19 protein-coding genes and 2 pseudogenes are annotated in these 22,195 nt (G+C 61.9%); 13 read left to right on the forward strand and 8 right to left on the reverse strand.

What is annotated here, in order from left to right:
* Window position 1 precedes the first annotated feature (1 nt).
* Together pfkB and R6G97_RS02810 are read left to right on the forward strand one after the other, a co-directional pair.
* On the forward strand, window positions 2-952 hold the full coding sequence (gene pfkB, locus R6G97_RS02805; RefSeq protein WP_102081223.1) for a 1-phosphofructokinase: 951 nt from the start codon (window positions 2-4) through the stop codon (window positions 950-952).
* Window positions 949-2,685: a PTS fructose-like transporter subunit IIB gene (locus tag R6G97_RS02810; protein WP_317847766.1), complete on the forward strand. Its 1,737-nt coding sequence runs from the start codon at window positions 949-951 to the stop codon at window positions 2,683-2,685. Before pfkB ends, R6G97_RS02810 begins: the two co-directional genes overlap by 4 nt.
* A 39-nt stretch (window positions 2,686-2,724) precedes the next feature.
* On the opposite strand, the gene R6G97_RS02815 is transcribed toward R6G97_RS02810, so the two are convergent.
* Complete coding sequence (locus R6G97_RS02815) at window positions 2,725-2,946, reverse strand: DUF3820 family protein (RefSeq protein ID WP_070577002.1); 222 nt, start codon at window positions 2,944-2,946, stop codon at window positions 2,725-2,727.
* A gap of 199 nt (window positions 2,947-3,145) precedes the next feature.
* Between R6G97_RS02815 and R6G97_RS02820 the strand changes: the two genes are divergently transcribed.
* A complete protein-coding gene (locus tag R6G97_RS02820) occupies window positions 3,146-3,622 on the forward strand; it encodes a ferritin-like domain-containing protein (RefSeq protein ID WP_043208011.1) in 477 nt (158 codons plus the stop codon).
* Here the strand turns inward: R6G97_RS02820 and R6G97_RS02825 are convergent.
* From R6G97_RS02825 to R6G97_RS02835, 3 genes are all read right to left on the reverse strand, one after another.
* Window positions 3,619-5,115, reverse strand: a complete 1,497-nt coding sequence (locus R6G97_RS02825; RefSeq protein ID WP_317847767.1) for a GGDEF domain-containing protein — start codon at window positions 5,113-5,115, stop codon at window positions 3,619-3,621. The genes R6G97_RS02820 and R6G97_RS02825 overlap by 4 nt on opposite strands.
* A gap of 208 nt (window positions 5,116-5,323) precedes the next feature.
* Entirely contained in the window at window positions 5,324-6,658 is a 1,335-nt protein-coding gene (locus tag R6G97_RS02830; RefSeq protein ID WP_043208015.1) for an OprD family porin, read from the reverse strand.
* 204 nt (window positions 6,659-6,862) lie between these two features.
* Window positions 6,863-7,087 (reverse strand): hypothetical protein, encoded by a 225-nt coding sequence (locus R6G97_RS02835; RefSeq protein ID WP_102081226.1) that lies wholly within the window; start codon window positions 7,085-7,087, stop codon window positions 6,863-6,865.
* 375 nt (window positions 7,088-7,462) lie between these two features.
* Here R6G97_RS02835 and R6G97_RS24870 point away from each other — a divergent pair.
* Both R6G97_RS24870 and R6G97_RS24875 read left to right on the forward strand, forming a co-directional pair.
* Window positions 7,463-7,744 (forward strand): annotated as a pseudogene (locus R6G97_RS24870) (PAS domain-containing protein); the annotation flags it as partial.
* A 309-nt stretch (window positions 7,745-8,053) separates the two neighbouring features.
* A pseudogene (locus tag R6G97_RS24875) lies at window positions 8,054-9,046 on the forward strand (methyl-accepting chemotaxis protein); the annotation flags it as partial.
* Between the two features lies 1 nt (window position 9,047).
* On the opposite strand, the gene R6G97_RS02845 reads toward R6G97_RS24875, so the two are convergent.
* The 4 genes from R6G97_RS02845 to norR all read right to left on the reverse strand — a co-directional run bounded on the left by R6G97_RS02845 (window position 9,048) and on the right by norR (window position 12,820).
* Window positions 9,048-9,782, reverse strand: a complete 735-nt coding sequence (locus R6G97_RS02845; RefSeq protein ID WP_197853179.1) for a YkgJ family cysteine cluster protein — start codon at window positions 9,780-9,782, stop codon at window positions 9,048-9,050.
* A complete protein-coding gene (locus tag R6G97_RS02850) occupies window positions 9,779-10,090 on the reverse strand; it encodes a hypothetical protein (RefSeq protein WP_043208021.1) in 312 nt (103 codons plus the stop codon). Before R6G97_RS02850 ends, R6G97_RS02845 begins: the two co-directional genes overlap by 4 nt.
* An 89-nt stretch (window positions 10,091-10,179) precedes the next feature.
* Window positions 10,180-11,079: a chemotaxis protein gene (locus R6G97_RS02855; RefSeq protein ID WP_043208024.1), complete on the reverse strand. Its 900-nt coding sequence runs from the start codon at window positions 11,077-11,079 to the stop codon at window positions 10,180-10,182.
* Window positions 11,080-11,266: 187 nt separating this feature from the next.
* Window positions 11,267-12,820, reverse strand: a complete 1,554-nt coding sequence (gene norR, locus R6G97_RS02860; protein WP_102081230.1) for a nitric oxide reductase transcriptional regulator NorR — start codon at window positions 12,818-12,820, stop codon at window positions 11,267-11,269.
* Window positions 12,821-12,976: 156 nt separating this feature from the next.
* Between norR and hmpA the strand changes: the two genes are divergently transcribed.
* From hmpA to alaC, 8 genes are all read left to right on the forward strand, one after another.
* On the forward strand, window positions 12,977-14,155 hold the full coding sequence (gene hmpA / locus R6G97_RS02865) for an NO-inducible flavohemoprotein (protein ID WP_197853177.1): 1,179 nt from the start codon (window positions 12,977-12,979) through the stop codon (window positions 14,153-14,155).
* 480 nt (window positions 14,156-14,635) lie between these two features.
* Window positions 14,636-15,142 (forward strand): disulfide bond formation protein B, encoded by a 507-nt coding sequence (locus tag R6G97_RS02870; protein WP_043208029.1) that lies wholly within the window; start codon window positions 14,636-14,638, stop codon window positions 15,140-15,142.
* 557 nt (window positions 15,143-15,699) lie between these two features.
* Window positions 15,700-16,644, forward strand: coding sequence for a ubiquinol oxidase subunit II (gene cyoA, locus R6G97_RS02875; RefSeq protein ID WP_043208031.1), 945 nt, complete (start codon window positions 15,700-15,702; stop codon window positions 16,642-16,644).
* 3 nt (window positions 16,645-16,647) lie between these two features.
* The gene (cyoB, locus tag R6G97_RS02880; protein ID WP_043208033.1) at window positions 16,648-18,666 is read left to right on the forward strand and encodes a cytochrome o ubiquinol oxidase subunit I; all 2,019 of its coding nucleotides are present in this window, start codon (window positions 16,648-16,650) and stop codon (window positions 18,664-18,666) included.
* A 3-nt stretch (window positions 18,667-18,669) separates the two neighbouring features.
* Window positions 18,670-19,293 (forward strand): cytochrome o ubiquinol oxidase subunit III, encoded by a 624-nt coding sequence (cyoC, locus tag R6G97_RS02885; protein ID WP_043208035.1) that lies wholly within the window; start codon window positions 18,670-18,672, stop codon window positions 19,291-19,293.
* Window positions 19,293-19,625, forward strand: a complete 333-nt coding sequence (gene cyoD, locus R6G97_RS02890; protein WP_043208038.1) for a cytochrome o ubiquinol oxidase subunit IV — start codon at window positions 19,293-19,295, stop codon at window positions 19,623-19,625. Before cyoC ends, cyoD begins: the two co-directional genes overlap by 1 nt.
* Window positions 19,626-19,636: 11 nt before the next feature.
* Window positions 19,637-20,524 carry a heme o synthase gene (cyoE, locus tag R6G97_RS02895; RefSeq protein ID WP_043208040.1) on the forward strand — a complete coding sequence of 296 codons (888 nt, stop codon included), beginning with the start codon at window positions 19,637-19,639 and terminating at the stop codon, window positions 20,522-20,524.
* Window positions 20,525-20,795: 271 nt separating this feature from the next.
* Complete coding sequence (alaC, locus tag R6G97_RS02900; protein WP_043208041.1) at window positions 20,796-22,004, forward strand: alanine transaminase; 1,209 nt, start codon at window positions 20,796-20,798, stop codon at window positions 22,002-22,004.
* Window positions 22,005-22,195: the final 191 nt, after the last annotated feature.

The raw sequence follows: 22,195 nt of genomic DNA on the forward strand, positions 1-22,195 counted from the left end.
AATGGCCAAGATCCTCACCCTTACCCTGAACCCGGCGCTCGACATCACCGTCAGCCTGGACACCCTGCGCCCCGGCCATGTCAATCGCAGCCACAGCCAGCACAGCCATGCCGCGGGCAAGGGGCTGAACGTTGCCCAGGTCCTGGCCGACCTGGGCCACAGCGTGACTGTGGGCGGCTTTCTGGGGCGCGACAATATCGAGCCGTTCGAGGCGCTGATCGCCTGGCGCGGCTTTGCCGACTGCTTTGTCCGGGTGCCGGGCGAGACCCGTAGCAACATCAAGCTGGTCGAGGCCGATGGCCGGGTCACCGATATCAACGGTCAAGGACCGGAAGTTGACGAGGCGGCCCGTGTTGCCCTGCTTCGTCGCTTGGAACAGGTGGCGGCGGGGCACGATGCTGTGGTGGTGGCCGGCAGTCTGCCCCGAGGTGTCGATGCGCAGTGGTTCCATCAGCTACTGCTGCAACTGAAGCAGCAGGGTTTGAAGATTGCCCTGGACACCAGCGGCGAAGCCTTGCGTGTCGGCCTGCAGGTCGGGCCCTGGCTGGTCAAGCCCAACACCGAGGAACTGGGCGAGGCGCTCGGCGCCAAGGTGGACACTGCGCAAGCCCAGCGCCTGGCTGCCGAGCGGCTGCTGGCCAGCGGCGTCGAGCACGTGGTGGTGTCCCAAGGCGAGCAGGGCCTGAGCTGGTTTGCCCACGATCGGCCACCCCTGCATGGGCGACCGCCGAAGGTGCAGGTGGCCAGCACTGTCGGCGCTGGTGATTCGTTGGTCGCGGGCATGGTCCATGGCCTGCTGCTGGATGAGCCGCGCGAGCACACGCTACGCCGGGCCACGGCCATCGCCGCTCAGGCGGTCACTCAGGTCGGCTTTGGGATTCGCGATCGCGAACAGCTGGCGCGCCTGGAAAACGCTGTGCAACTGACAGAACAACAAGAGGGTTGCCGATGAACATCGCCATCATCACCGCCTGCCCCAACGGCCAGGTGTCCAGCGTTCTGAGCGCGCGCTTGCTGGCGGCTGCCGCCCGGCAACGCGGCTGGAACCCCGTGGTCGAGGTGCAGGATGTCGAACGTGCCGAGGGGCGCTTGAGTCCGGCGCAGATCGCCGAGGCCGACTGGGTACTGGTGGTCAGCATTGGCCCTGTGGATCTGGAGCGCTTCGTCGGCAAGCGGGTCTATCGCAGCACACCGGCCCAGGCCCTGGCCGATCGGGAGCGTTTCCTGGATGAGGCGGCGGCCCAGGCCCAAGTGCTGGAGGCGCAGACGCCTGCGGTGCCCACGGCGAACGGTACGCTGCCGAGGGTCGTTGCTGTCACTGCCTGCCCCACCGGTGTGGCCCACACCTTCATGGCCGCCGAAGCGTTGCAACAGGCAGCCAAGGACTTGGGCTATCAATTGACGGTGGAAACCCAAGGCTCGGTAGGGGCGCGCAATCCGCTCTCAGCCGAGGCCATCGCCGACGCCGATGTGGTATTGCTGGCCGCCGACATCGAAGTGCCCACGGCGCGCTTTGCCGGCAAACGCATCTACCGCTGCGGTACTGGCATCGCGTTGAAGCAGGCGCGCACCATCCTCGGCAAGGCCCTGGCCGAAGGCAAGGTCGAGGTAGGGGTGGAGGCTGCCGCAGAGACCGTGAAGAAAAGCGAGAAGAGCGGCGTCTACAAACACCTGCTTACCGGCGTGTCGTTCATGCTGCCGATGGTGGTGGCCGGTGGCCTGTTGATCGCCTTGTCGTTCGTCTTCGGCATCGAGGCCTACAAGGAGCCTGGCACCTTGCCAGCGGCCTTGATGCAGATCGGCGGCGAGGCGGCATTCAAGCTGATGGTGCCGCTGCTGGCCGGCTATATCGCCTGGTCCATCGCCGACCGCCCCGGGCTGGCGCCGGGCATGATCGGTGGTCTGCTTGCCAGCACATTGGGGGCGGGCTTCATCGGCGGCATCATCGCAGGCTTCCTGGCCGGCTACAGCGCCAAGGCCATCAGCCGCTGGGCGCGTCTGCCGAGCAGCCTCGAGGCGCTCAAGCCGATCCTGATCATTCCGCTATTGGCCAGTCTGTTCACCGGTTTGGTGATGATCTACGTGGTCGGCCAGCCAGTAGCGGCGATGCTCGAAGGCCTGACGCGCTTTCTCGACAGCATGGGCACCACCAACGCCATTCTGCTTGGGCTGTTGCTGGGCGGCATGATGTGCGTGGATCTGGGCGGTCCGATCAACAAGGCGGCCTACGCCTTCTCGGTGGGGCTGCTGGCCTCGTCCAGCTATGCACCGATGGCGGCGACCATGGCCGCCGGGATGGTGCCGCCGATCGGCCTGGGCATCGCCAGCTTCCTGGCCCGGCGCAAGTTCGCCCAGAGCGAGCGCGAGGCGGGCAAGGCGGCATTGGCCCTGGGGCTGTGCTTCATCTCCGAGGGCGCGATTCCGTTTGCCGCCAAGGACCCGCTGCGGGTGATCCCGGCCAGTGTCGCGGGCGGCGCGCTGACCGGGGCGCTGTCGATGTACTTTGGCTGCAAGCTGATGGCGCCCCATGGCGGGCTGTTCGTGCTGCTGATCCCCAACGCGATCAACCATGCGTTGCTTTACCTGCTGGCGATCCTGGCGGGCAGCCTGCTGACGGCGGTGGTGTATGCACTGATCAAGAAGGGCGAGCGTGTGGAATTGGCGGTGGCGCCGGCAAAGGGCTGAAGAAAGCGAGCCTGAGGTCGTAGCGCAGCCCCAGGCGATTCAGCGGCGGTGTTTCTGGCGCAACGGCGTCAGCAGTTCACCCAGCCCGTTGTGGTCGATCTCATGCATCAAAGCCAGCAGTCCACCCAACTCGCCAGGCGGGAAGCCCTTGCGGGCGAACCATGCCAGATAGTCGCCGGGCAGGTCGGCGATCAGGCGACCTTGGTACTTGCCAAAGGGCATGGTGCGGGTGACCAGCAGCTGCAGGGTTTCAGGTTTCATCGCCAGCCCTTACCGAACAAAGCGCCGACCATACTGCAAACTGCATGAACACCCAAGCGGCGATCATGCAGAACGCCGCCCAAGGTGTTGCTCCACGGTTTCGTAACTCATTGAATTAACGAAGAATTATCCTTTTTGTCGATTTGGCACGATGCCTGCTCCATTCCAAGTGACTATCACCTGCCAAGGAGTTCGCGCCATGAGTCATCCAAACAACGACGTGATCGATGTGCTCAACGACCTGATCGAGTACAGCAAGGACGGCGAAAAGGGGTTCAAAGAGTCGGCCGAAGACGTCAAGAATACCGAGTTGAAGGCATTCTTCGTGCAACGCGCCGGTGAATGCGCCAGCGCTGCCGCCGAGCTGCAGAGCGAGGTGCGTCGTCTGGGCGGCGACCCGGAAACCTCTACAAGCCTCAGTGGCGACCTGCATCGGGGCTGGGTCAACTTGAAGTCCATGCTGACCGGCAAGAGCGAGGAAGCGGTGCTCAACGAGGTCGAGCGCGGCGAGGACTTCGCGCTCAAGGCCTACAAGGACGCCCGCGAGAAACTGGTCAAGCTCGGCCGCAGCGCCAGCGACCAGACCTACGCGTTGGTAGAGAAGCAGCTGCAAGGTGTGCAGCGTAACCATGACCAGGTCAAAGCGCTGCGCGACGCCGCGCGCGCTCGGTCCTAAAGCTCCGGGCCCTCGACACGGTTGCGGCCGTTGGCCTTGGCCCTGTAGAGCGCCTCGTCCGCGCTGCCCAGCAGGCCCGTCAGGTCCTGCTGGGTGCCAGGGACGTGCACGCCGATACCAATGCTGACGGTCACCGGTCGTTCGTCGCCTGCGAAAGTCGGTAGCGCCTCGACCTGGGCGCGGATGCGCTCGGCGAGCAGGCGCGCACCGGCCAAATCCGTCTCCGGCAGCACCACCTGGAATTCCTCCCCACCATACCGCGCCGCCAGATCCGCCGGGCGGCGAATACAGTGTTCGAGCGTATGGGCGACTTCACGCAGGGCATGATCGCCCCCGGCATGGCCGTGGCGCTGGTTGAACGCTTTGAAGTGATCAACATCCACCATGAGAATGGCCAGCGGCTGACGATTGCGCTGGGCCCGCGCCCATTCCTGTCGCAGCACCTGATCGAGATGCCGGCGATTGGCCAAGCCTGTGAGGCTGTCGGTGGCCGCCAGAGTCGCCAGGCATTGTTCGGCTTCGTGACGCCGGCGCAATTCGCGGCCTAGCAGTAAGATCAGCCAAAGAATGCCGATGCACAGCATGCCGGTCGCTACGCTGACCAGGATCGCAGTGCGTCGCCAGGACTGAAACACCTCTTCGGCCGAGTCCACCACCAGAACGATCAACGGCAGGTCAGCGACCCGGGCGAACGTATAGATATGCGGCGTGCCGGCCGACCCGGAGCGCGCGGTGAAACTGCCGCTGCGTTCGCTGAGGATGCGCTGGAAATTGGGCCGTTCGCGGTAATTGCTGCCGATCATCGGGTCTTGCGCCCGGGAGGGCTGGCGGGCCAGTAACTGCCCTTCGGTGTTAAGCAGGTTGATGCTGCTGTCGTTGCCGATGTCCAGGCGTTCGAACAGCTCGCTGAAATAGGACAGGCGCAGGGCACCGGAGGCGATGCCGGCGAATTCGCCATCAGGGCCGGAAATGCGCCGGCTGAAACTGATGCACCAATCCAGATCCCCCAGACGCGCTTTGAACGGCGGGCTGATGAACAACCCAAGGCCCGGGCGGTCGCGATGGGCCTTGAAGGCAACGCTGTCGCTCAGATCTCCTTGCCTTGGCGGCATGCTGAGCGAGTCACCGAGCACCTTGCCCTGGGCATCGACCCAGAGGATATCGCCGCGTACGGGGGCGGCGAAGGTCTGGTTGAAGAGGATTTGTTGGCGCAGCTCAGGCGAGGTATCCAGCAGTTCAGGGTGCTTCACCGCCCAGATCAGGCCGTGCAGGGTCTGGTCGTAGAGTTCGACGTTGCGCAGGATATCGCTTTCGATGAGCTGGACGATGTTACTGGAGGAACGTTTGGCCGATTGTTCGACACTGTCGCGTTCGCGGCTCAGCAGGTAGCTGACGATCGCCACGATGGCGAGCACGGCAAGGCAACTGCCCAGGTTGAGGATCAGTTCGGGGTGCGACCTGTACAGGGTAAAGCGCGATGATCGGGTGGGCATGTTCGCTACTGCACAGGCGGGGCCATTATGCGGCGGCGGTATTCTAGGGAAGCCAGGATTGTCGGACAAGATTCGTTCGACGGAAAAACGAGGCCGGCCGCTGTACGGCCTATCGCAGGCCTGGCCCGCTCCCACAGAGGCTACGGTGTCCTCTGCAGGTGCGGGCTTGCGCGGCGAACGAGGGCCAAGCCCTCGCCAGGTCTTTAGGTCAGAAGATGTTCAACGGATAGTCGACGATCACCCGGACTTCATCGTTGTCGCTGTTGCCATCAATGGCGGCATAGCCCTGGCTGCCGCGATGGCTGGCGTAGCGCAACAGCACCGACAGGTCCTTGAGGCTGCCTTCCTGGAAGACGTACTTCACGTCCAGGTCGCGTTCCCAGTGCATGGCGTTCTTGCCTTCAGGATTGTAGTAGGCGTAGTGGGTGGTGTCCTGGTCGGCTTTGGTCAGGTCCGCTTCACCGCGCGAGTACGACAGCGAGGTGCTCAGGCCGGGCAAGCCGAGGCCGGTGAAGTCGTAGTCGTACTGCAGTTTCCAGGACCGCTCGTTGGGCGCGTTGAAGTCCGAATACATGCGCGAGTTGTCTAGGTACACGCTGTCGCCCAGGTTGATGTAGTCGAACGGCGTGTTGCCGTTCACGCGCTGGTAGGCGGCCGTGATGCTGTGGTAGCCGGCATTGACTGTGAAATGCAGGCTGTAGGTGTTGTTGTCGATGTTGCCCAGCAGTGCCTGGCCGGTGTCCTGGGTGTGATAGAAGTGCAGGCCCGGGTTGAGGCTGACCAGGTCGTTGACCACATAGGTGTAGTCGAAGTCGACGTAGTACTGGTTCCAGATGTCCTTCAGTTCGGCGGCATAGAGATTGGTGGTGACGTTCTCGGTACCGCTCCAGGACAGCCCGGCCCAGGTCAGGTGGTCACTTTTGCTGCCATCATCCAGGCTGCCGTAGTAGGTATCGATGCGGCGATGCCCGCTCTGGTTGTACGGCTTGGTGAAGCTGGCCTGGCCACCTTCGAGCAGCAGGCCGTCGATGCTGGTGTTGGTCAGGCTCACGCCGCGGAAGGTCTGCGGCAGCATGCGCGACTCGCCACCGGCGATCACCGGGTTGGTGAGGAACAGGTCACCGGCCTTGAGCTCGGTGTCGAAGGCCTTGAACTTGACCGCCGCGCCTGCAGTGGAGAACGAGTGCGGGGCTGCCCCCGGTTCGCCATCGTCTTGTACGTGTTTGGGCAGGATACTGGTGCCGGAGTGGCCGCCACCGCCGTCGAGCTTCAGGCCCAGCATGGCATGGGCATCGACACCGACGCCGATCACGCCGGGGGTATAGCCGGACTCGAAGCGCGCAACGAAGCCTTGGCCCCATTCACGCAGGTCGCGCTCTGCGGGGTTGAGGTTGTTGCGATTGAAGTAGGCGTTGCGAAAATGCAGGTTCAGGGAAGAACCTTCGATGAATCCATCAGCCTTGTCTTCATCGGCCTGGACAGCGAACGGCATCGTTGCAGTCAATGCAACGAACAGCGGGGTAAAACGAAACGCGGAAGGCACCGGTACGAGCTCCTTTGATCTGGCGGTGGGGTCGTTGTTATTTTGGGGAATGCAAGTTTCTTGTTATGTACGCAACAGCCTGACTGATAGTTTTGGCACATAAAAAAAGCCGCTGATCGGCAGCGGCTTTGAAAGGCTAACATATTGGCGCACGGGGCGCCCGTGTGAGAGCCAAGGGAAAAAACAGGAGCGGAAAACAGTCGATCAGCTATCGGCACTGTCGTCGGCGACGGCCTTGGAAGCGGTCTGCTGTACGTCTTTGGTAGCATCTGCCTTCTGCGCGGCATAGGCTTCGCGAGCCTGTTGATGGACAACTGCAAGTTCTGCGTTACGGGCAGCGAAGGCCGGCGATTCTTCAGCCATGGCCAGAGGCGACAACAACAGGGAAGACAGAATGAAAACGCTGGCAACACCCATACTGTTGGACATTTAAAACAACCTTCTTGCGATGCAAGTGTTAACGAGGACAGGCATAAGTTAGTCCCTTCAACCATGTAGAAACAGGCTGAAGTTGGATAAGCACTGTTACGCAAAAAGTAATGATTGGCGGCGAAAACGCTAGGATCCAACGCGCAAACCAGCGTCCTTGAGCGTCCGGCAGGCAAAATGCCGAAGGTGTTGCCGCCCTGCGCGCTGCAAACGAAAAAGCGCCCCCTGCTGTCCATCAAGGCTGACAGCCCCATCGGTTTCAGGTGGTTGGTGGCCAATTGCCAATATGCTGCTCTGGATCAATGTTTTGTCAGTCATTGGCCCTAGAGTCGAACGCCCTGCCGATTTTCCCCACAACAACAACGAGTGCCTCCGATGAAGTGCAATTTGCCTGTTACCGGTCGCCAAGTGGATTACCCCGGCGATGCCAACATCCTGTCCACCACTGATCTGGACAGCCGGATCACCTATGCCAACGACGATTTCGTGCGAATCAGTGGGTTCACTCGCGATGAATTGTTGGGCCATGCGCACCATATCGTGCGCCACCCGGACATGCCGCCCGAGGCGTTCGAACAGATGTGGGGGGCGCTCAAGGCTGGGCGCTCCTGGATGGGGTTGGTGAAGAATCGCTGCAAGAACGGCGACCATTACTGGGTCAGTGCGTTCGTTTCGCCGATCAGCAGCGGTGGCAGAACCATCGAGTACCAGTCGGTGCGCACCCGGCCCAGCGCTGAGCAGGTGGCGGCGGCCGAGCGCTGCTATCGACAACTGCGCGAAGGGCGGCGTAACTGGCGCGCGCGCCTGCCGGTGCTCGGCCTGGGACTGCGGCTGTCGTTGGGCGTCGCAGCGGCGCTAGCGCTGGTGGTCGGCGTCGGACATGGCTGGCAGGGTGTGCCGGTGTGGCGTTCGCTGGCGGAAATCATGCTTGCAGCCGGGGCTAGCAGTGCGCTGTTGATCTGGCAGCTGCGTCCCTTCGAGCGCTTGCGCCAGCAGGCCTTGGCGATTGCCGACAACCCGCTGAGCCAGCAGTTGTACACCGGGCGGCGCGATGCCATTGGCCAGATCGAATTCGCCATGCGCATGCTCAAGGCCCAGCTGGGTGCGGTGGTGGGGCGCATTGGCGATACCTCGGCACGCCTGGCCGGGCATTCCGGGTCGTTGGTGCAGGCGCTTGAGGTCAGCCATGCCAACAGCCTGGAGCAGCAGGAAGAGGCGGACCAGGTGGCCACCGCCATTCACCAGATGAGCGCCAGTGTCGCCCAGGTGGCCAGCAGTGCGCAGTTGGCGGCCGTGGCCGCCAACCAAGCCGAAGATGAAACCCAGGCCGGCCATCAAGTGGTGGACCGCAATCGCTGCGCGATCCAGGACCTGGCCGGGTCGCTGGTCGAAGCCAGTGATGCAGTCCATCAATTGGAGCAGCACAGCAGTGATATTTCCGGAGTGCTTGACGTGATCCGGGGGATCGCCGAGCAGACCAACCTGCTGGCGCTCAACGCAGCCATCGAGGCTGCCCGGGCGGGCGATCAGGGCCGAGGTTTCGCCGTGGTGGCCGACGAGGTGCGCGGCCTGGCCCAGCGCACCACGCAATCGACCCACGAGATCCAGCGCATGATCGGCACGCTGCAGGACGGGGCTCGTGCCGCGGTGCAGGTGATGCGCCAGAGCAGCAGCCACGCCGGGCACAGCGTCGAGCAAGCGCAACTGGCCAGCGGTGCGCTCGATGGCATCAGCGCACGGGTCAACCAGATCAATGAGATGAGTCTGCAGATTGCCGCTGCGGTGGAGCAGCAGAGCCAGGTGAGCGAAAACATCAACCGCAACATCATCAGCATCCGCCAGGCCAGCGAAGCGACGGTCGATGTCGGCCAGCGCAGCCATGCCAATGCGACCGACGTGGCGGACCTCGCCATGGACCTGCGGCGTCTGGCTGATGAGTTCTGGCGCCGTTGCCAGTGAATCAGAAACCGATGAAGGCGTAGTAGAGCGGCGGTTCGGCGGTGGTCGACAGACCGAGTGCGGCCAACTCGTGCATCAGGGGCGGGGCTTCGATGTGCAAGGTCCAGGGCGCCTGGTTGTCGGCCGGCAGCCGTTCCAAGGCCGCGGCGAAAGCGTCCATGGCGGGCAGGTAGGCCGTGAAGCCGTTGCCCTTGAGAGCGCTGGTGGTCATGCCCAAGGCTTGGCAGAGGGCCACCTTGGCGGCGATGTCGTCACGGTCGGCCTGGCGCGAGGCTTCGATCAGGGCGCGCAGGTGCGGGTCCACCAATGACTGGCCGTGGATCAGTTCAGGGCCTTGGCTCCAGGCGTCGGGCGGACAGTCCTTGTTTTCCGGACGCAGGGGCAGGTGCGGGTTGATTTCGGCCGGGTAGATGCGGCAAACCAACGGGCGGGTCTCATAGATAGTGCACAGGTCGTTGTCGTCCAGGTTGCGGCAACGGCCCGGGTTGAAGGCGGCGAACGTCACCGACACGTGCAGCCGGGCCGTGCCGCAGACAACCGGGTAGGCCCGGCGCAGGACATGGTCGCGTTGTTCTGCCGGCATGCCGGGGCCGTCGCAGACGAACCCTTCGATCAGCACCACCACCTGGCCGCCGTTGGCCGCCCATTGGCGGGTTTCGTCCAGGGTCAGCGGCACATGATGGCCGGTGCAGCACTTGCCGCAACCGGTGCAGGCGAAACGAATGCTGTCGCTCACGGCGCGCCTGGGCTCCATTCGCTGACGAAGGCCTGGTGACGCTGGCGGTCATACAGGCACAGCTCGGTGCCGGTGCGCTGCTGCATGTGCTTTTGCGGGTAGATGCCCTCGATCAGCAGGACGCTGTAGCCCACCTGGTCGTCGAACTCCGCGGGTTTGCCGCGTGCATGGGCATCCTTGAGCTGGCTGGCGGCCAGGCAGCCCTTGAGCATCTGTTGGCGTTGTTCATTCCAGGCTTGACTGCTGGAAGCCTGGGCCATGCCGCTGGCGAGGACACAGGCGATCAGAAGGGTGCTGAGAAACTTCATACAAGGTACCGGCAACAAAACAACCGAAGGGCGCGAATTATGCCCGAGTCGTCCCGGGCAGCAAGCCAGGGAAATTGTCGCTGACTATATCAGTGCTCGGCAAAGACCACGGCCCGCGCGGCCACCACCAGACAATCGGTCAGCTCGGGCGAAGAGAACTTGGTGAGAATCGCGTTGGCGCCGGCCAGCTTGGCTTTTTCGCCGCTCATGGTGCTGTCCAGCGAGGTGTGCAGCAGTACGTAGAGATGCTGGAAGTCCGGGCTTTCCCGCAGGGTGCGGGTGAAGGCGTAGCCGTCCATCTCTGACATCTCGATGTCCGAGACGATGATGTTGATTTCCCGCTCGGTGCCTTGCAGTTCCAGCAACACGTTGATCGCATCCTTGGCGCTGCGTGCGGTGTGGCATTCGATGCCCAGGTTGCGCAGGGTATGGATCGACTGCTGCAAAGCCACTTGGCTGTCATCCACCACCAGAATGTTGGCGGCCGCCAGCAGGCTGGCGTCTTCCTCGCTGAGTTCGCCTGGGTGCGGTTCTGGCTCGGGCGGTGCGATGGCGTGGATGACCTTTTCGATGTCCAGCACCTGCACCAAGGTGTTGTCGACCCGAGTCACGCCGGTGATGAACGAGCGGTTGCCCGAGCCGTAGGGGGGCGGCTTGATGTCGGTGCTCAGGCAGTGAACGATGCGGCTCACCGCCTGCACATGCAGGCCCTGGCGCGAACGGCTGATCTCGGTGACGATCAGGCAGCCACCGGACGGGTCGGCCAACGGCTGCTCGCCGATGGCGCGGGAGAGATCGATCACCGACAGCGGGTTGCCGCGCAGCGTCGCCACGCCTTTGACGTGCGGATGCGATTCCGGCAGGCGGGTCAGCGGCGGGCAAGGGATGATCTCGCTGACTTTGAGCAGGTTGATCGCCATCAGCTTGCCGCTGCGCAAGGTGAACAGCAGCAGGGACAACGAGTCCGCACGGGCGTTTTGCGTGGCCATGGGCAACCTTCGAGTCTGTCGGTAATAAAAGGAGGATGCCGGGTTATCGGCCTGTTGGGGCCAGGCTTTAGGTCACGGTGCGGTCAATCGCAGGCGTTGCCTGGGCAGGTATCGCCTGCGTTGACCCTTTCGCGGGTAAATCTGGGCGCCGAAGGTCGTTTCGCGGTGGCGGGACTGGGCGCAAGGGTCAGCGCAACCCCAGGCGCTTGGCCAGGCGGCTGAGATTGGCGCGATCGAGCCCCAGCTCGCGCGCTGCTGCCGCCCAGTTGTCCTGGTGGCGCTCAAGGCAAGCGCCGATCACCTGCCGTTGATATGCGTCCACCGCTTCGCGCAAGCCACCGTCGGGCAGGTTGAGCAGTGGCTGAACCGGGGCAGGAGTGGGGGCGTGGTGGGGCACAAGGGCGGTGTGCAGGTCCAGGTCGCTGGCTTCCAGGGTCAGAATGCGAGGACGCTCGGGATGCTGGCCGAGGGCTTTGAGTGCCGAGCGGCCAATCAGATGCTCAAGTTCGCGCACGTTGCCAGGCCAGTCGTAGGCCAGCAAGGCGGCCTGGGCGTCGGCACTCAGTCGCAGGCTGTTCAGGCCCAGGCGGGAGCGGTTCTGCTCGAGGAAGTATCCGGCAATCAGCAACACATCCCGGCCGCGCTCCCGCAGCGGCGGGACCTGCAGCGGATAGACGCTCAGGCGGTGGTAGAAGTCGGCGCGGTAGTGGCCGTTGCGCACTTCCATGGCCAGGTCGCGGTTGGTGGCAGCGATCAGGCGCACATCGACCTGGTGCTCGCGATCTGAGCCCAGGCGCTGCAACTGCCCGCTTTGCAGGACCCGCAGCAGCTTGGCCTGTACTGTCAGGGGCAGTTCGCCCACCTCGTCGAGAAACAGCGTGCCGCCATTGGCCAGCTCGAATTTGCCGCGCCGCTCGCCATGGGCGCCGGTGAAAGCCCCGCGCACGTGGCCGAACAGTTCGCTCTCCACCAACGTGTCGGGCAGGGCGGCGCAGTTGAGGCTGATCAGCGGTTTGTGGGCGCGGTTGCTGGCCTGGTGCAGGGCCTGGGCCACGAGCTCCTTGCCGACACCGGTCTCGCCGGTGATCAGCACAGTCAGGTCGCTGCCGCCGACCAGGCGGATTTCTTCCAGCAAGCGTTTGTGCGCCTTGCTCTGACCGATCAGCTCTTTGGCTTGCCCGCTGGCCTGGCGATAGACCTCGGCGCGTTGGTGTTCATCCTCGGCGCGTAGGGCCAGGTCCTCGATGCGCTCGGCCACGGTGACAGTGGCCGCGGCGAGGCTGGCGAAGGCTTGCAGGGACTCGAGTTCCAGGCTTTGGAAACGCCCGGGCGTGAGGGCATCGAGGGTGACCAGGCCCCAGGGTTGTTCATCGACCATCAAGGGGCAGCCCATGCAGTCGTGCACGTGCAGGTCGGCATGCGGCGCGTTGACCAGGCCGTCGTACGGGTCGGGCAGTTCGCTGTCGCTGGCGAAGCGGGTCGGGCCGGGACGGCTGAGCAGGATCTGGAAGCGCGGGTGTTCACTGACCCTGAAGCGTCGACCCAGCGTATCGGGCGACAGGCCATCGACCGCCAGCGGCACTAGCCATTCGCCATCCAGGCGCAACAGGGCGGCTGCATCGCATGGCAGCAGGTTGCGCATGGCTTGCAGCAGGCGGCGATAGCGCTCCTGGTCCGGAAGATCACGGGATAGATCGCTGACCAGAGGGAGCAGGGTGGTGAGCAGAGGACGTGTAGTCATATGGACTCCTGTTGGTCGTTATGACTATACGCGCATTGGTGTCGTTTTGACTCGCATTGCTTGAAAACCTCGTAAACACTGGGCTCAGAAGTTGGCACGGTTGATGAAATACCGAGGGCAGACCAGTTCAAGCCCTAGGCTCAGGAGTCGTACCAAATGCTCAATGCCGAACAACGCGCAATCATCAAAGCCACTGTCCCGCTGCTCGAAAGCGGTGGCGAGGCCCTGACGACGCATTTCTACAAGATGATGCTCAGCGAGTACCCCGAAGTGCGCCCGCTGTTCAACCAGGCCCACCAGGCCAGCGGCGATCAGCCGCGCGCACTGGCCAACGGTGTGCTGATGTATGCCCGCCACATCGACCAGTTGGAGCAACTCGGTGGTCTGGTCGGGCAGATCATCAACAAGCATGTCGCCTTGCAGATCCTGCCCGAGCATTATCCGATCGTCGGCAGCTGCCTGCTGCGCGCTATCGAGGAAGTCCTTGGCAAGGACATCGCCACCGCTGAGGTGATCGCTGCCTGGGGCGCGGCCTACGGGCAATTGGCCGATATCCTGATCGGCGCCGAGGAAAGCCTCTATAAACAGAAAGAAGAAGCGGCCGGTGGCTGGCGCGGTACCCGTGAGTTTCGTCTGGTGCGTCGGGAGCAGGAGAGCAGCGAGATCGTCTCCTTCTATTTCGCACCGGTGGATGGCAATCCGGTCCTGAAAGCCGAGCCTGGCCAGTACATCGGCCTGCAGCTGTTCATCGACGGTGTCGAGCAGCGCCGCAACTATTCACTGTCGGCCCTGTGCGATGGCGAGCAGTACCGCATCAGCGTCAAGCGTGAAGTCGGTGGCAAGGTGTCCAATTACCTGCATCAGCAACTGCAGGTCGGCCAGACCCTGCAATTGTTCCCGCCGTCCGGAGATTTCACCTTGACGCACAGCGACAAGCCGCTGGTGCTCATCAGCGGAGGCGTAGGCATTACGCCGACCCTGGCGATGCTCCAGGCCGCCTTGCAGACGCAACGCCCGGTGCATTTCATCCATTGCGCGCGCAACGGGGCGGTGCACGCCTTCCGTGACTGGATCGATGGCCTGGCGGCGCGTCATCCACAGCTCAAACGCTTCTATTGCTATGCCGAGCAGGACGGCAAGGGCGAGGCCGACGCGGTCGGGGTGCTGAGTCAGGAGCAACTGGGCCAGTGGCTGCCGGCCGAGCGTGATGTGGATGCCTACTTCCTGGGCCCGAAAGGCTTCATGGCGGCGGTCAAGCGCCACCTCAAGGACCTGGGTGTGCCCGAGCAGCAAAGCCGTTACGAATTCTTCGGGCCGGCGGCGGCGCTGGAGTGAAGCCTCGATAATCTGGTCAGTCCGCTTCGGGGTGCAATCCACGAAGCGGACGACGCAGGATTTCCATTCCAATCGCTGGCAAGCCAGCTCTCGTATGCGGTGCTCCCGGACGTGGGTAATCGAGACGAAGCGAACGCGACATCGTTCGTGCGGGGGCTGGCTTGCCAGCGATTGGACTTGTAGGTCGCTTCTTATATAAGGAGATGAAATAAGCGAGGCCAATTTCATCTTTAATCTTCCTTTAATCACTGTATCCTTCACTCCCGGGTGTCGAGGGGCGTTCGCCTGTCCGGCATCCGGGTTGCCGCTTTTTGGCGGCTGACGTTGAACCGACGTCGCCCCGGCTGGTCTGAAGACGTCATCGGATAGCCCCGCGCAGTGCTATCACGCCGCTTCCTCGACGCACGTGTAGACTGTCGCCCAGGCAGGCCATTGCCCCGACAGGCCTGGCGCTGCCTCTATCCATCGAAGGAATCGGTAATGAACGAACAAACATCGCGCCTGAATCGCGAACGGCGCTTCCTGGTTCTGCTGGGTGTGATCTGCCTGTCGTTGATCGGCGGGGCGCTCTACATGCAGGTAGTGCTCGGCGAGGCCCCATGCCCGCTGTGTATCCTGCAACGTTATGCGCTGCTGTTGATCGCGGTGTTCGCTTTCCTTGCCGCCGCCATGCCGGGAAAACGCAGCCTGACGTTCTTCGAGGCGTTGGTGGTGCTCAGCGCGATCGGCGGAATCGTTGCGGCCGGCAACCATGTGTATATACTCGCGCACCCGATGGTCAGCTGCGGTATCGACACGCTGCAGCCGATCGTCGATGACCTGCCGCTGGCGCAGGTCTGGCCACTGGCGTTCCAGGTCGATGGATTCTGCAGCACGCCATACCCGCCGATCCTTGGATTGTCCCTGGCTCAGTGGGCGCTTCTGGCGTTCGTCCTCACTGCCGTCCTGGTGCCGCTGGGTATCTATCGGAACCGACGCAAGGCTTAGACAAAAGTCCCGCTTCCGACCTCTTCTGTTGCACGGCGAGAAACCAAAAGAAACTTGCCTCCCGCTTGACCCAGATCAACCACGAAGCCTTGTGCAATGCGGGCTTCAGGGCTATCAAGCGGGGTGCGACAAACTGTCGCGAAGTTGATTTTCCCTTCTGTATTGTTACCGAATTGGTAAAAGACTGTTGCGCAATAAGTCATAGTCAAGGGTGGGCGACCTATCTACAATCGCCCCCAATTTCCGTTCGGCACTGCTTGCAAGTCGCAGGATTGAAGGAAGCCGAGGCTCCTTTTTGCTGACTTCGTCAAGTTTCGCCCAACGGCGATACCGGGCGGACCCCCCTCCGCGTTTTCCCGCACCAAATGGACTTGGTCTGAAGTACAGGCCTGTTGCCTACGAAACCATAAGCACCGCTAACCCGCTTGACGCCAAGGTCCTGCAGTCGGACCTCCGGCAGGAGCGAGTACGGGCGCGAAATGCCTCACTTGGCAGGACGAAGTGTTGGCTACCAAAACACAAATTGCATTGAAGCAAGCTGATCTAGAGGTCGTGAGATGAGTAAAAAGCGTTACCCCAGACTGTTTGGCATATTGCCCTTTTTAGGCATGCTTTTACTCAGTGGGTGCAACTGGACCCTGCTCGACCCGAAGGGCCAGGTCGGCATTGAGCAAAAGAACCTGATCCTGATCGCCACTGGCCTGATGCTGCTGGTCGTCGTACCGGTCATCATCATGACCATCGCGTTCGCCTGGAAGTACCGTGCTTCCAACAAGGCTGCCACCTACACGCCCGACTGGTCGCACTCGACCAAGATCGAAGCGGCTGTCTGGATCATCCCGATCCTGATCATCATTGCCCTGGGCTACGTCACCTACCACTCCACCCACAAGCTGGACCCGTACCGTCCACTGGATTCCGAAGTGAAGCCGGTGCAGATTGACGTGGTCGCGCTGGACTGGAAGTGGCTGTTCATCTACCCGGAGCAGGGCATCGCCACCGTCAACAAGATCGTCTTCCCGGCTAACACCCCGGTCAATTTCCGCGTCACCTCCGACGCCGTGATGAACTCCTTCTTCATCCCGGGCCTGGGCGGCCAGATCTACGCCATGGCCGGCATGACCACCAAACTGCACCTGATCGCCAACGAGAACGGCGAATTCGACGGTATCAGCGCCAACTACAGCGGTGCTGGCTTCACCGGCATGAAATTCAAGGCTACTGCCACCTCCCAGGAAGACTTCGACAAGTGGGTCGCCGAGGTCAAGCAGTCGCCGAAGAAGCTGGACAAGGCTGAATACGACGCCTTGGCCAAACCAAGCGAAAACAACCCAGTCGCGCTGTATAGCGAGGCTTCGCCTGACCAGTTCCAGCTGATCGTCGACAAGTACGAAGGCATGAACCGCGGTCGTCCGAGCCACGAAGAAGCAGGCAGCAAAGATCTGGCCACTACCAAGGGTGTGGAATCGAGTATGCAACCAGCTGCCGGTGCAGAGGAGTAAGAGATGTTCGGTAAATTAAGCCTGGAGGCGATACCCTATCACGAGCCGATAGTCATGGTGACGCTTGCCATGATTGCGCTCGGTGGTATCGCTTTGGTCGGTGCTATCACCTATTTCCGCAAGTGGACCTACTTGTGGACTGAGTGGCTGACCACGGTCGACCACAAGAAAATCGGGGTGATGTACATCATCGTCGCGATGGTCATGCTGCTGCGCGGCTTCGCCGACGCCATCATGATGCGTACCCAGCTGGCTGCCGCTACCGGCGGCGCCGAAGGCTACCTGCCGCCTGAACACTATGACCAGATCTTCACCGCCCACGGTGTGATCATGATCATCTTCATGGCGATGCCGTTCTTCACCGGCCTGATGAACCTGGCGGTTCCTCTGCAGATCGGTGCACGTGACGTTGCCTTCCCGTTCCTGAACTCCCTGAGCTTCTACCTGCTGCTGGCAGGCGTGCTGCTGGTCAACATCTCCCTGGGCGTTGGTGAATTCGCCAAGACCGGTTGGGTTGCCTATCCGCCGCTCGCGGGTATCCAGTACAGCCCTGGCGTGGGTGTGGACTACTACATCTGGGCGCTACAGCTATCCGGATTGGGTACGACGCTTACCGGTGTGAACTTCCTCGTCACCGTGATGAAGATGCGCGCGCCTGGCATGAAGCTGATGGACATGCCGATCTTCACCTGGACCTGCACCTGGGCCAACGTGCTGATCGTCGCTTCCTTCCCGATCCTGACCGCTGCACTGGCTCTGCTGACTGTTGACCGTTATCTGGACTTCCACATCTTCACCAACGAGCTTGGTGGGAACCCGATGATGTACGTCAACCTGTTCTGGGCCTGGGGTCACCCTGAGGTTTACATCCTGATCCTGCCGGCCTTCGGTGTGTTCTCGGAAGTCACCTCGACCTTCGCTGGCAAGCGTCTGTTCGGCCACCACTCGATGATCTACGCATCGGGCGCGATCGCTGTTCTGGGCTTTGCCGTCTGGCTGCACCACTTCTTCACCATGGGTGCAGGCGCGAGCGTCAACACCTTCTTCGGTCTGGCGACGATGCTGATCTCCATTCCGACCGGTGTGAAGCTGTTCAACTGGCTGTTCACCATCTACCAGGGCCGTCTGCGTTTCACCGCGCCGATCATGTGGACCCTGGGCTTCATGGTCACCTTCTCGATCGGTGGTATGACTGGCGTTCTGCTGGCTGTTCCAGGTGCTGACTTCGTTCTGCACAACAGCCTGTTCGTTATCGCCCACTTCCACAACGTGATCATCGGTGGTGCGGTATTCGGCTACATCGCCGGCTTCGCCTATTGGTTCCCGAAAGCCTTCGGTTTCACCCTGAACGAGAAGTGGGGCAAGGCTGCCTTCTGGTTCTGGATCTCCGGCTTCTACGTAGCGTTCATGCCGCTGTACGCCCTGGGCTTCATGGGTATGACCCGTCGTCTGAACCACTCGGACAACCCGGCTTGGGAACCCTACCTGTACGTTGCCGTCGTCGGCGCCGTGCTGATCCTGTTCGGTATCGCTTGCCAGCTGATCCAGCTGTACGTATCGGTCCGCGACCGCAACCAGAACCTGGACGTCACTGGCGATCCATGGGGTGGCCGTACCCTGGAATGGTCGACTTCGTCGCCACCTCCGTTCTACAACTTCGCCCACATGCCTGAGAAGGTTGGCCTGGACGCCTGGCACGAAGCCAAGGAAGCCGGTGTCGCCTACAAGCCTGCGGCCAAGTACGAAGCGATCCACATGCCGAGCAATACCTCCACCGGTTTGTTCATGGGCCTGTTCCTGACCGTCTTCGGCTTCGCATTCATCTGGCACATCTGGTGGCTGGTTGGCGCGAGCCTGGTTGCAACCATCGCTGTCTTCGTTCGCCACGCCGCGCGTGACGACCAGGGCTACATGGTTCCGGCCGAAGAAGTGGCGCGCATCGAAGGCGAGCGCATGAAAGCGCTGGCCAAAGCAGGTGCTCTGCCTGCCGGCGCACGTGTCGAATCGTTTGAGCGGGTGTAATCAATGTCCAGTCAAGTAATCCACGCCGGCGCTCATGGTCACGACCATGGGCACGACGATCACCACCACGACTCGGGCCAGATGACCGTACTCGGTTTCTGGCTGTACCTGATGACCGACTGCATCCTGTTTGCGTCGCTCTTCGCCACCTACGCGGTGCTGTCCGGCAGTTTTGCCGGCGGCCCGTCGGGTCATGACATCTTCCAGCTCGATTTCGTAGCTGTTGAAACCGCACTGCTGCTGCTGTCCTCGATCACCTTCGGCTTTGCCATGCTGCAGATGTTCAAGGGCAACAAAGGTGGCGTGCTGGGCTGGCTGGCCATCACCTTCCTGTTCGGTGCTGGCTTCATCGCGATGGAAGTCTATGAGTTCCATCACCTGATCGGCGAAGGCTTCGGCCCGAACCGCAGCGGCTTCCTGTCGGGCTTCTTCGCCCTGGTCGGCACCCACGGTCTGCACGTGACTGCCGGTCTGATCTGGATGGCTGTCCTGATGTATCAGATCAGCACCAAGGGCATCACCCCGACCGCCAAGACCCGTATGAGCTGCCTGAGCCTGTTCTGGCACTTCCTGGACGTGGTCTGGATCTGCGTATTCACCGTCGTCTACCTGCTGGGAGTTCTGTAATGGCTAGCGCACACGACACTCATCACGAAGGCAACCACGGCAGCGTCAAGTCGTACGCGATCGGCTTCATCCTGTCGATCATCCTGACCGCGATCCCGTTCGGTCTGGTGATGTACCCGAGCCTGCCGAAGAACCTGACCGTCCTGATCGTGGTGGCCATGGCCGTCATTCAGGTGGTGGTGCACCTGGTGTACTTCCTGCACATGGACCGCTCGAAAGAGCAGCGTTCGAATGTGTCGACGTTCCTGTTCACCACTCTCGTAATCGCTCTGTTGGTCGGCCTGTCGCTGTGGATCATGTTCAGCATCCACATCGAAATGATGGCCAAGTGAGGTAAGACTGCATGTCCGTGAAGCACTTTATCCAAATCACCAAACCGGGGATCATTTTCGGTAACGTGCTTTCCGTGGCAGGCGGTTTCTTCCTTGCCTCGAAGGGCCATGTGGACTTCGCCCTGTTCCTGGCGGTAGTGGTGGGGACCTCTCTGGTCGTCGCGTCCGGTTGCGTGTTCAACAACTGCATCGACCGCGACATCGACCAGAAGATGGAGCGCACCAAGAACCGCGTCATGGTTCAGGGCGGCATGTCGCTGACCCTCGCGCTGATCTACGCCACCCTGCTCGGGGTGGCGGGCTTCAGCCTGTTGTATGTCCAGGCCAATCCGCTGTCGGCGTTCTGCGCAGCTGTGGGCTTCGTCGTCTACGTCGGCTTCTACAGCCTGTGGCTCAAGCGCAAGTCGGTACACGGTACCTTGGTCGGCAGCCTGTCCGGTGCCATGCCTCCGGTGATCGGTTACTGCGCCGTCAGCAACAGCTTCGACCTGGCTGCCGTGACGCTGCTGGTGATGTTCAGCCTGTGGCAGATGCCACACAGCTTTGCCATCGCCATCTTCCGCTTCAAGGATTACAGCGCTGCCAACATTCCGGTCTTGCCGGTGGCACGCGGTATTCTCGCGGCGAAGAAGCAGATCGTGCTGTACGTACTGGCCTTCGTGCTCGCCACCCTGATGCTGACCTTGGGCGGTTACGCCGGCCTGGGTTACCTCGCCGTGGCGGCTGCCATGGGCCTTTACTGGCTGTACATGGCCTGGGGCGGCTACAAGGCTGAGGACGATAGCAAGTGGGCCCGCAAGGTCTTCGGTTTCTCCATCCTCACCGTCACTGCCCTGAGCGTGATGATGTCGGTGGACAGCCAGACTGCCGCGGACGTGCTGATGACATACGCACGCTGATACAGACGCCTGTTACACGAAAACCCCGGCCTTGTGCCGGGGTTTTTTTATGCCTGTGGTGTGTGTTGCGGCTTCTTCGCAGTTTACCGGTGATAGGGCCAGCCCAGGCAACGTAAATCTAATGAATTCGATAAATAAGCCTAAAAAGATCTAATAAAACAGGAAATCGTCCTTTACAGGTTGTATGTTTCGGCACTATCTTCTGATTCGGCCGCCGCAGCGGCCCACGTCGCTCGGACGGTTCCGGGCGCTTACGTCATTCGAGGAAGCCATGGCCAACCCAGGTTCGCCGCGCCGCTTTGCGCGCATCGATCGTCTCCCCCCTTACGTCTTCAACATCACAGCCGAGCTCAAGATGGCCGCCCGCCGCCGTGGCGAGGACATCATTGACCTGAGCATGGGTAACCCCGACGGTGCCACGCCACCGCATATTGTCGAGAAGCTCGTCCAAGTCGCCCAACGGGAAGACACTCACGGTTATTCCACCTCCCGCGGTATCCCGCGTCTGCGCCGCGCCATCTCACGCTGGTACCAGGAGCGCTACGAGGTCGACATCGACCCGGAAACCGAAGCCATCGTCACCATCGGCTCCAAGGAAGGCCTGGCGCACTTGATGCTTGGCACCCTCGACCATGGCGACACGGTACTGGTGCCCAATCCCAGTTACCCGATCCACATCTACGGCGCGGTGATCGCCGGTGCCCAGGTGCGTTCGGTGCCGCTGGTGCCAGGCGTGGACTTCTTCAACGAGCTGGAGCGGGCGATTCGCGAATCGATCCCCAAGCCCAAGATGATGATCCTGGGCTTCCCGTCCAACCCGACCGCCCAGTGCGTCGAGCTGGACTTCTTCGAGCGTGTGGTCGCGCTGGCCAAGCAGTATGACGTGTTGGTGGTTCACGACCTGGCCTACGCCGACATCGTCTATGACGGCTGGAAAGCCCCCTCGATCATGCAGGTGCCAGGCGCCAAGGACATCGCGGTGGAATTCTTCACCCTGTCCAAGAGCTACAACATGGCCGGCTGGCGCATCGGCTTCATGGTCGGCAACCCGGAGCTGGTCAGCGCCCTGGCCCGGATCAAGAGCTACCACGACTATGGCACCTTCACCCCGTTGCAGGTGGCGGCCATCGCCGCGCTCGAAGGCGACCAGCAGTGTGTACGCGATATCGCCGAGCAATACCGCCAGCGCCGCAACCTGCTGGTCAAAGGGCTGCATGAGATCGGCTGGATGGTCGAAAACCCCAAAGCCTCGATGTACGTGTGGGCGAAGATTCCCGAAGCCTATGCTCACCTGGGCTCGCTGGAGTTCTCCAAGAAACTGCTCGCCGAGGCCAAGGTCTGTGTGTCGCCCGGGATCGGCTTTGGTGACTATGGCGATGACCATGTGCGCTTCGCCCTGATCGAGAACCAGGACCGTATTCGCCAGGCCATTCGCGGCATTCGGCAGATGTTCAGGGCCGATGGCTTGACGCGAAAATAAGCTGCAAGCCGCAAGAGGGCCGCGTGAGCAGCGGCCTTTTGCGGCTTTTCAATCTTGATGCAGCAAGTCGCCTTGCCGCTTGCTACTTGCCGCTGACAAGCGGTGGTTTTTTTTGCTTTCCCCCTCTTCTCAGCCACCCCTGGTTGGACTGAGAATGGCGCGCGGGCCTAGCCCTCATAACAACAACCCTC

Origin of the sequence: Pseudomonas sp. HTZ2, assembly GCF_033173945.1 — a bacterium.
GTDB lineage: Bacteria > Pseudomonadota > Gammaproteobacteria > Pseudomonadales > Pseudomonadaceae > Aquipseudomonas > Aquipseudomonas guariconensis.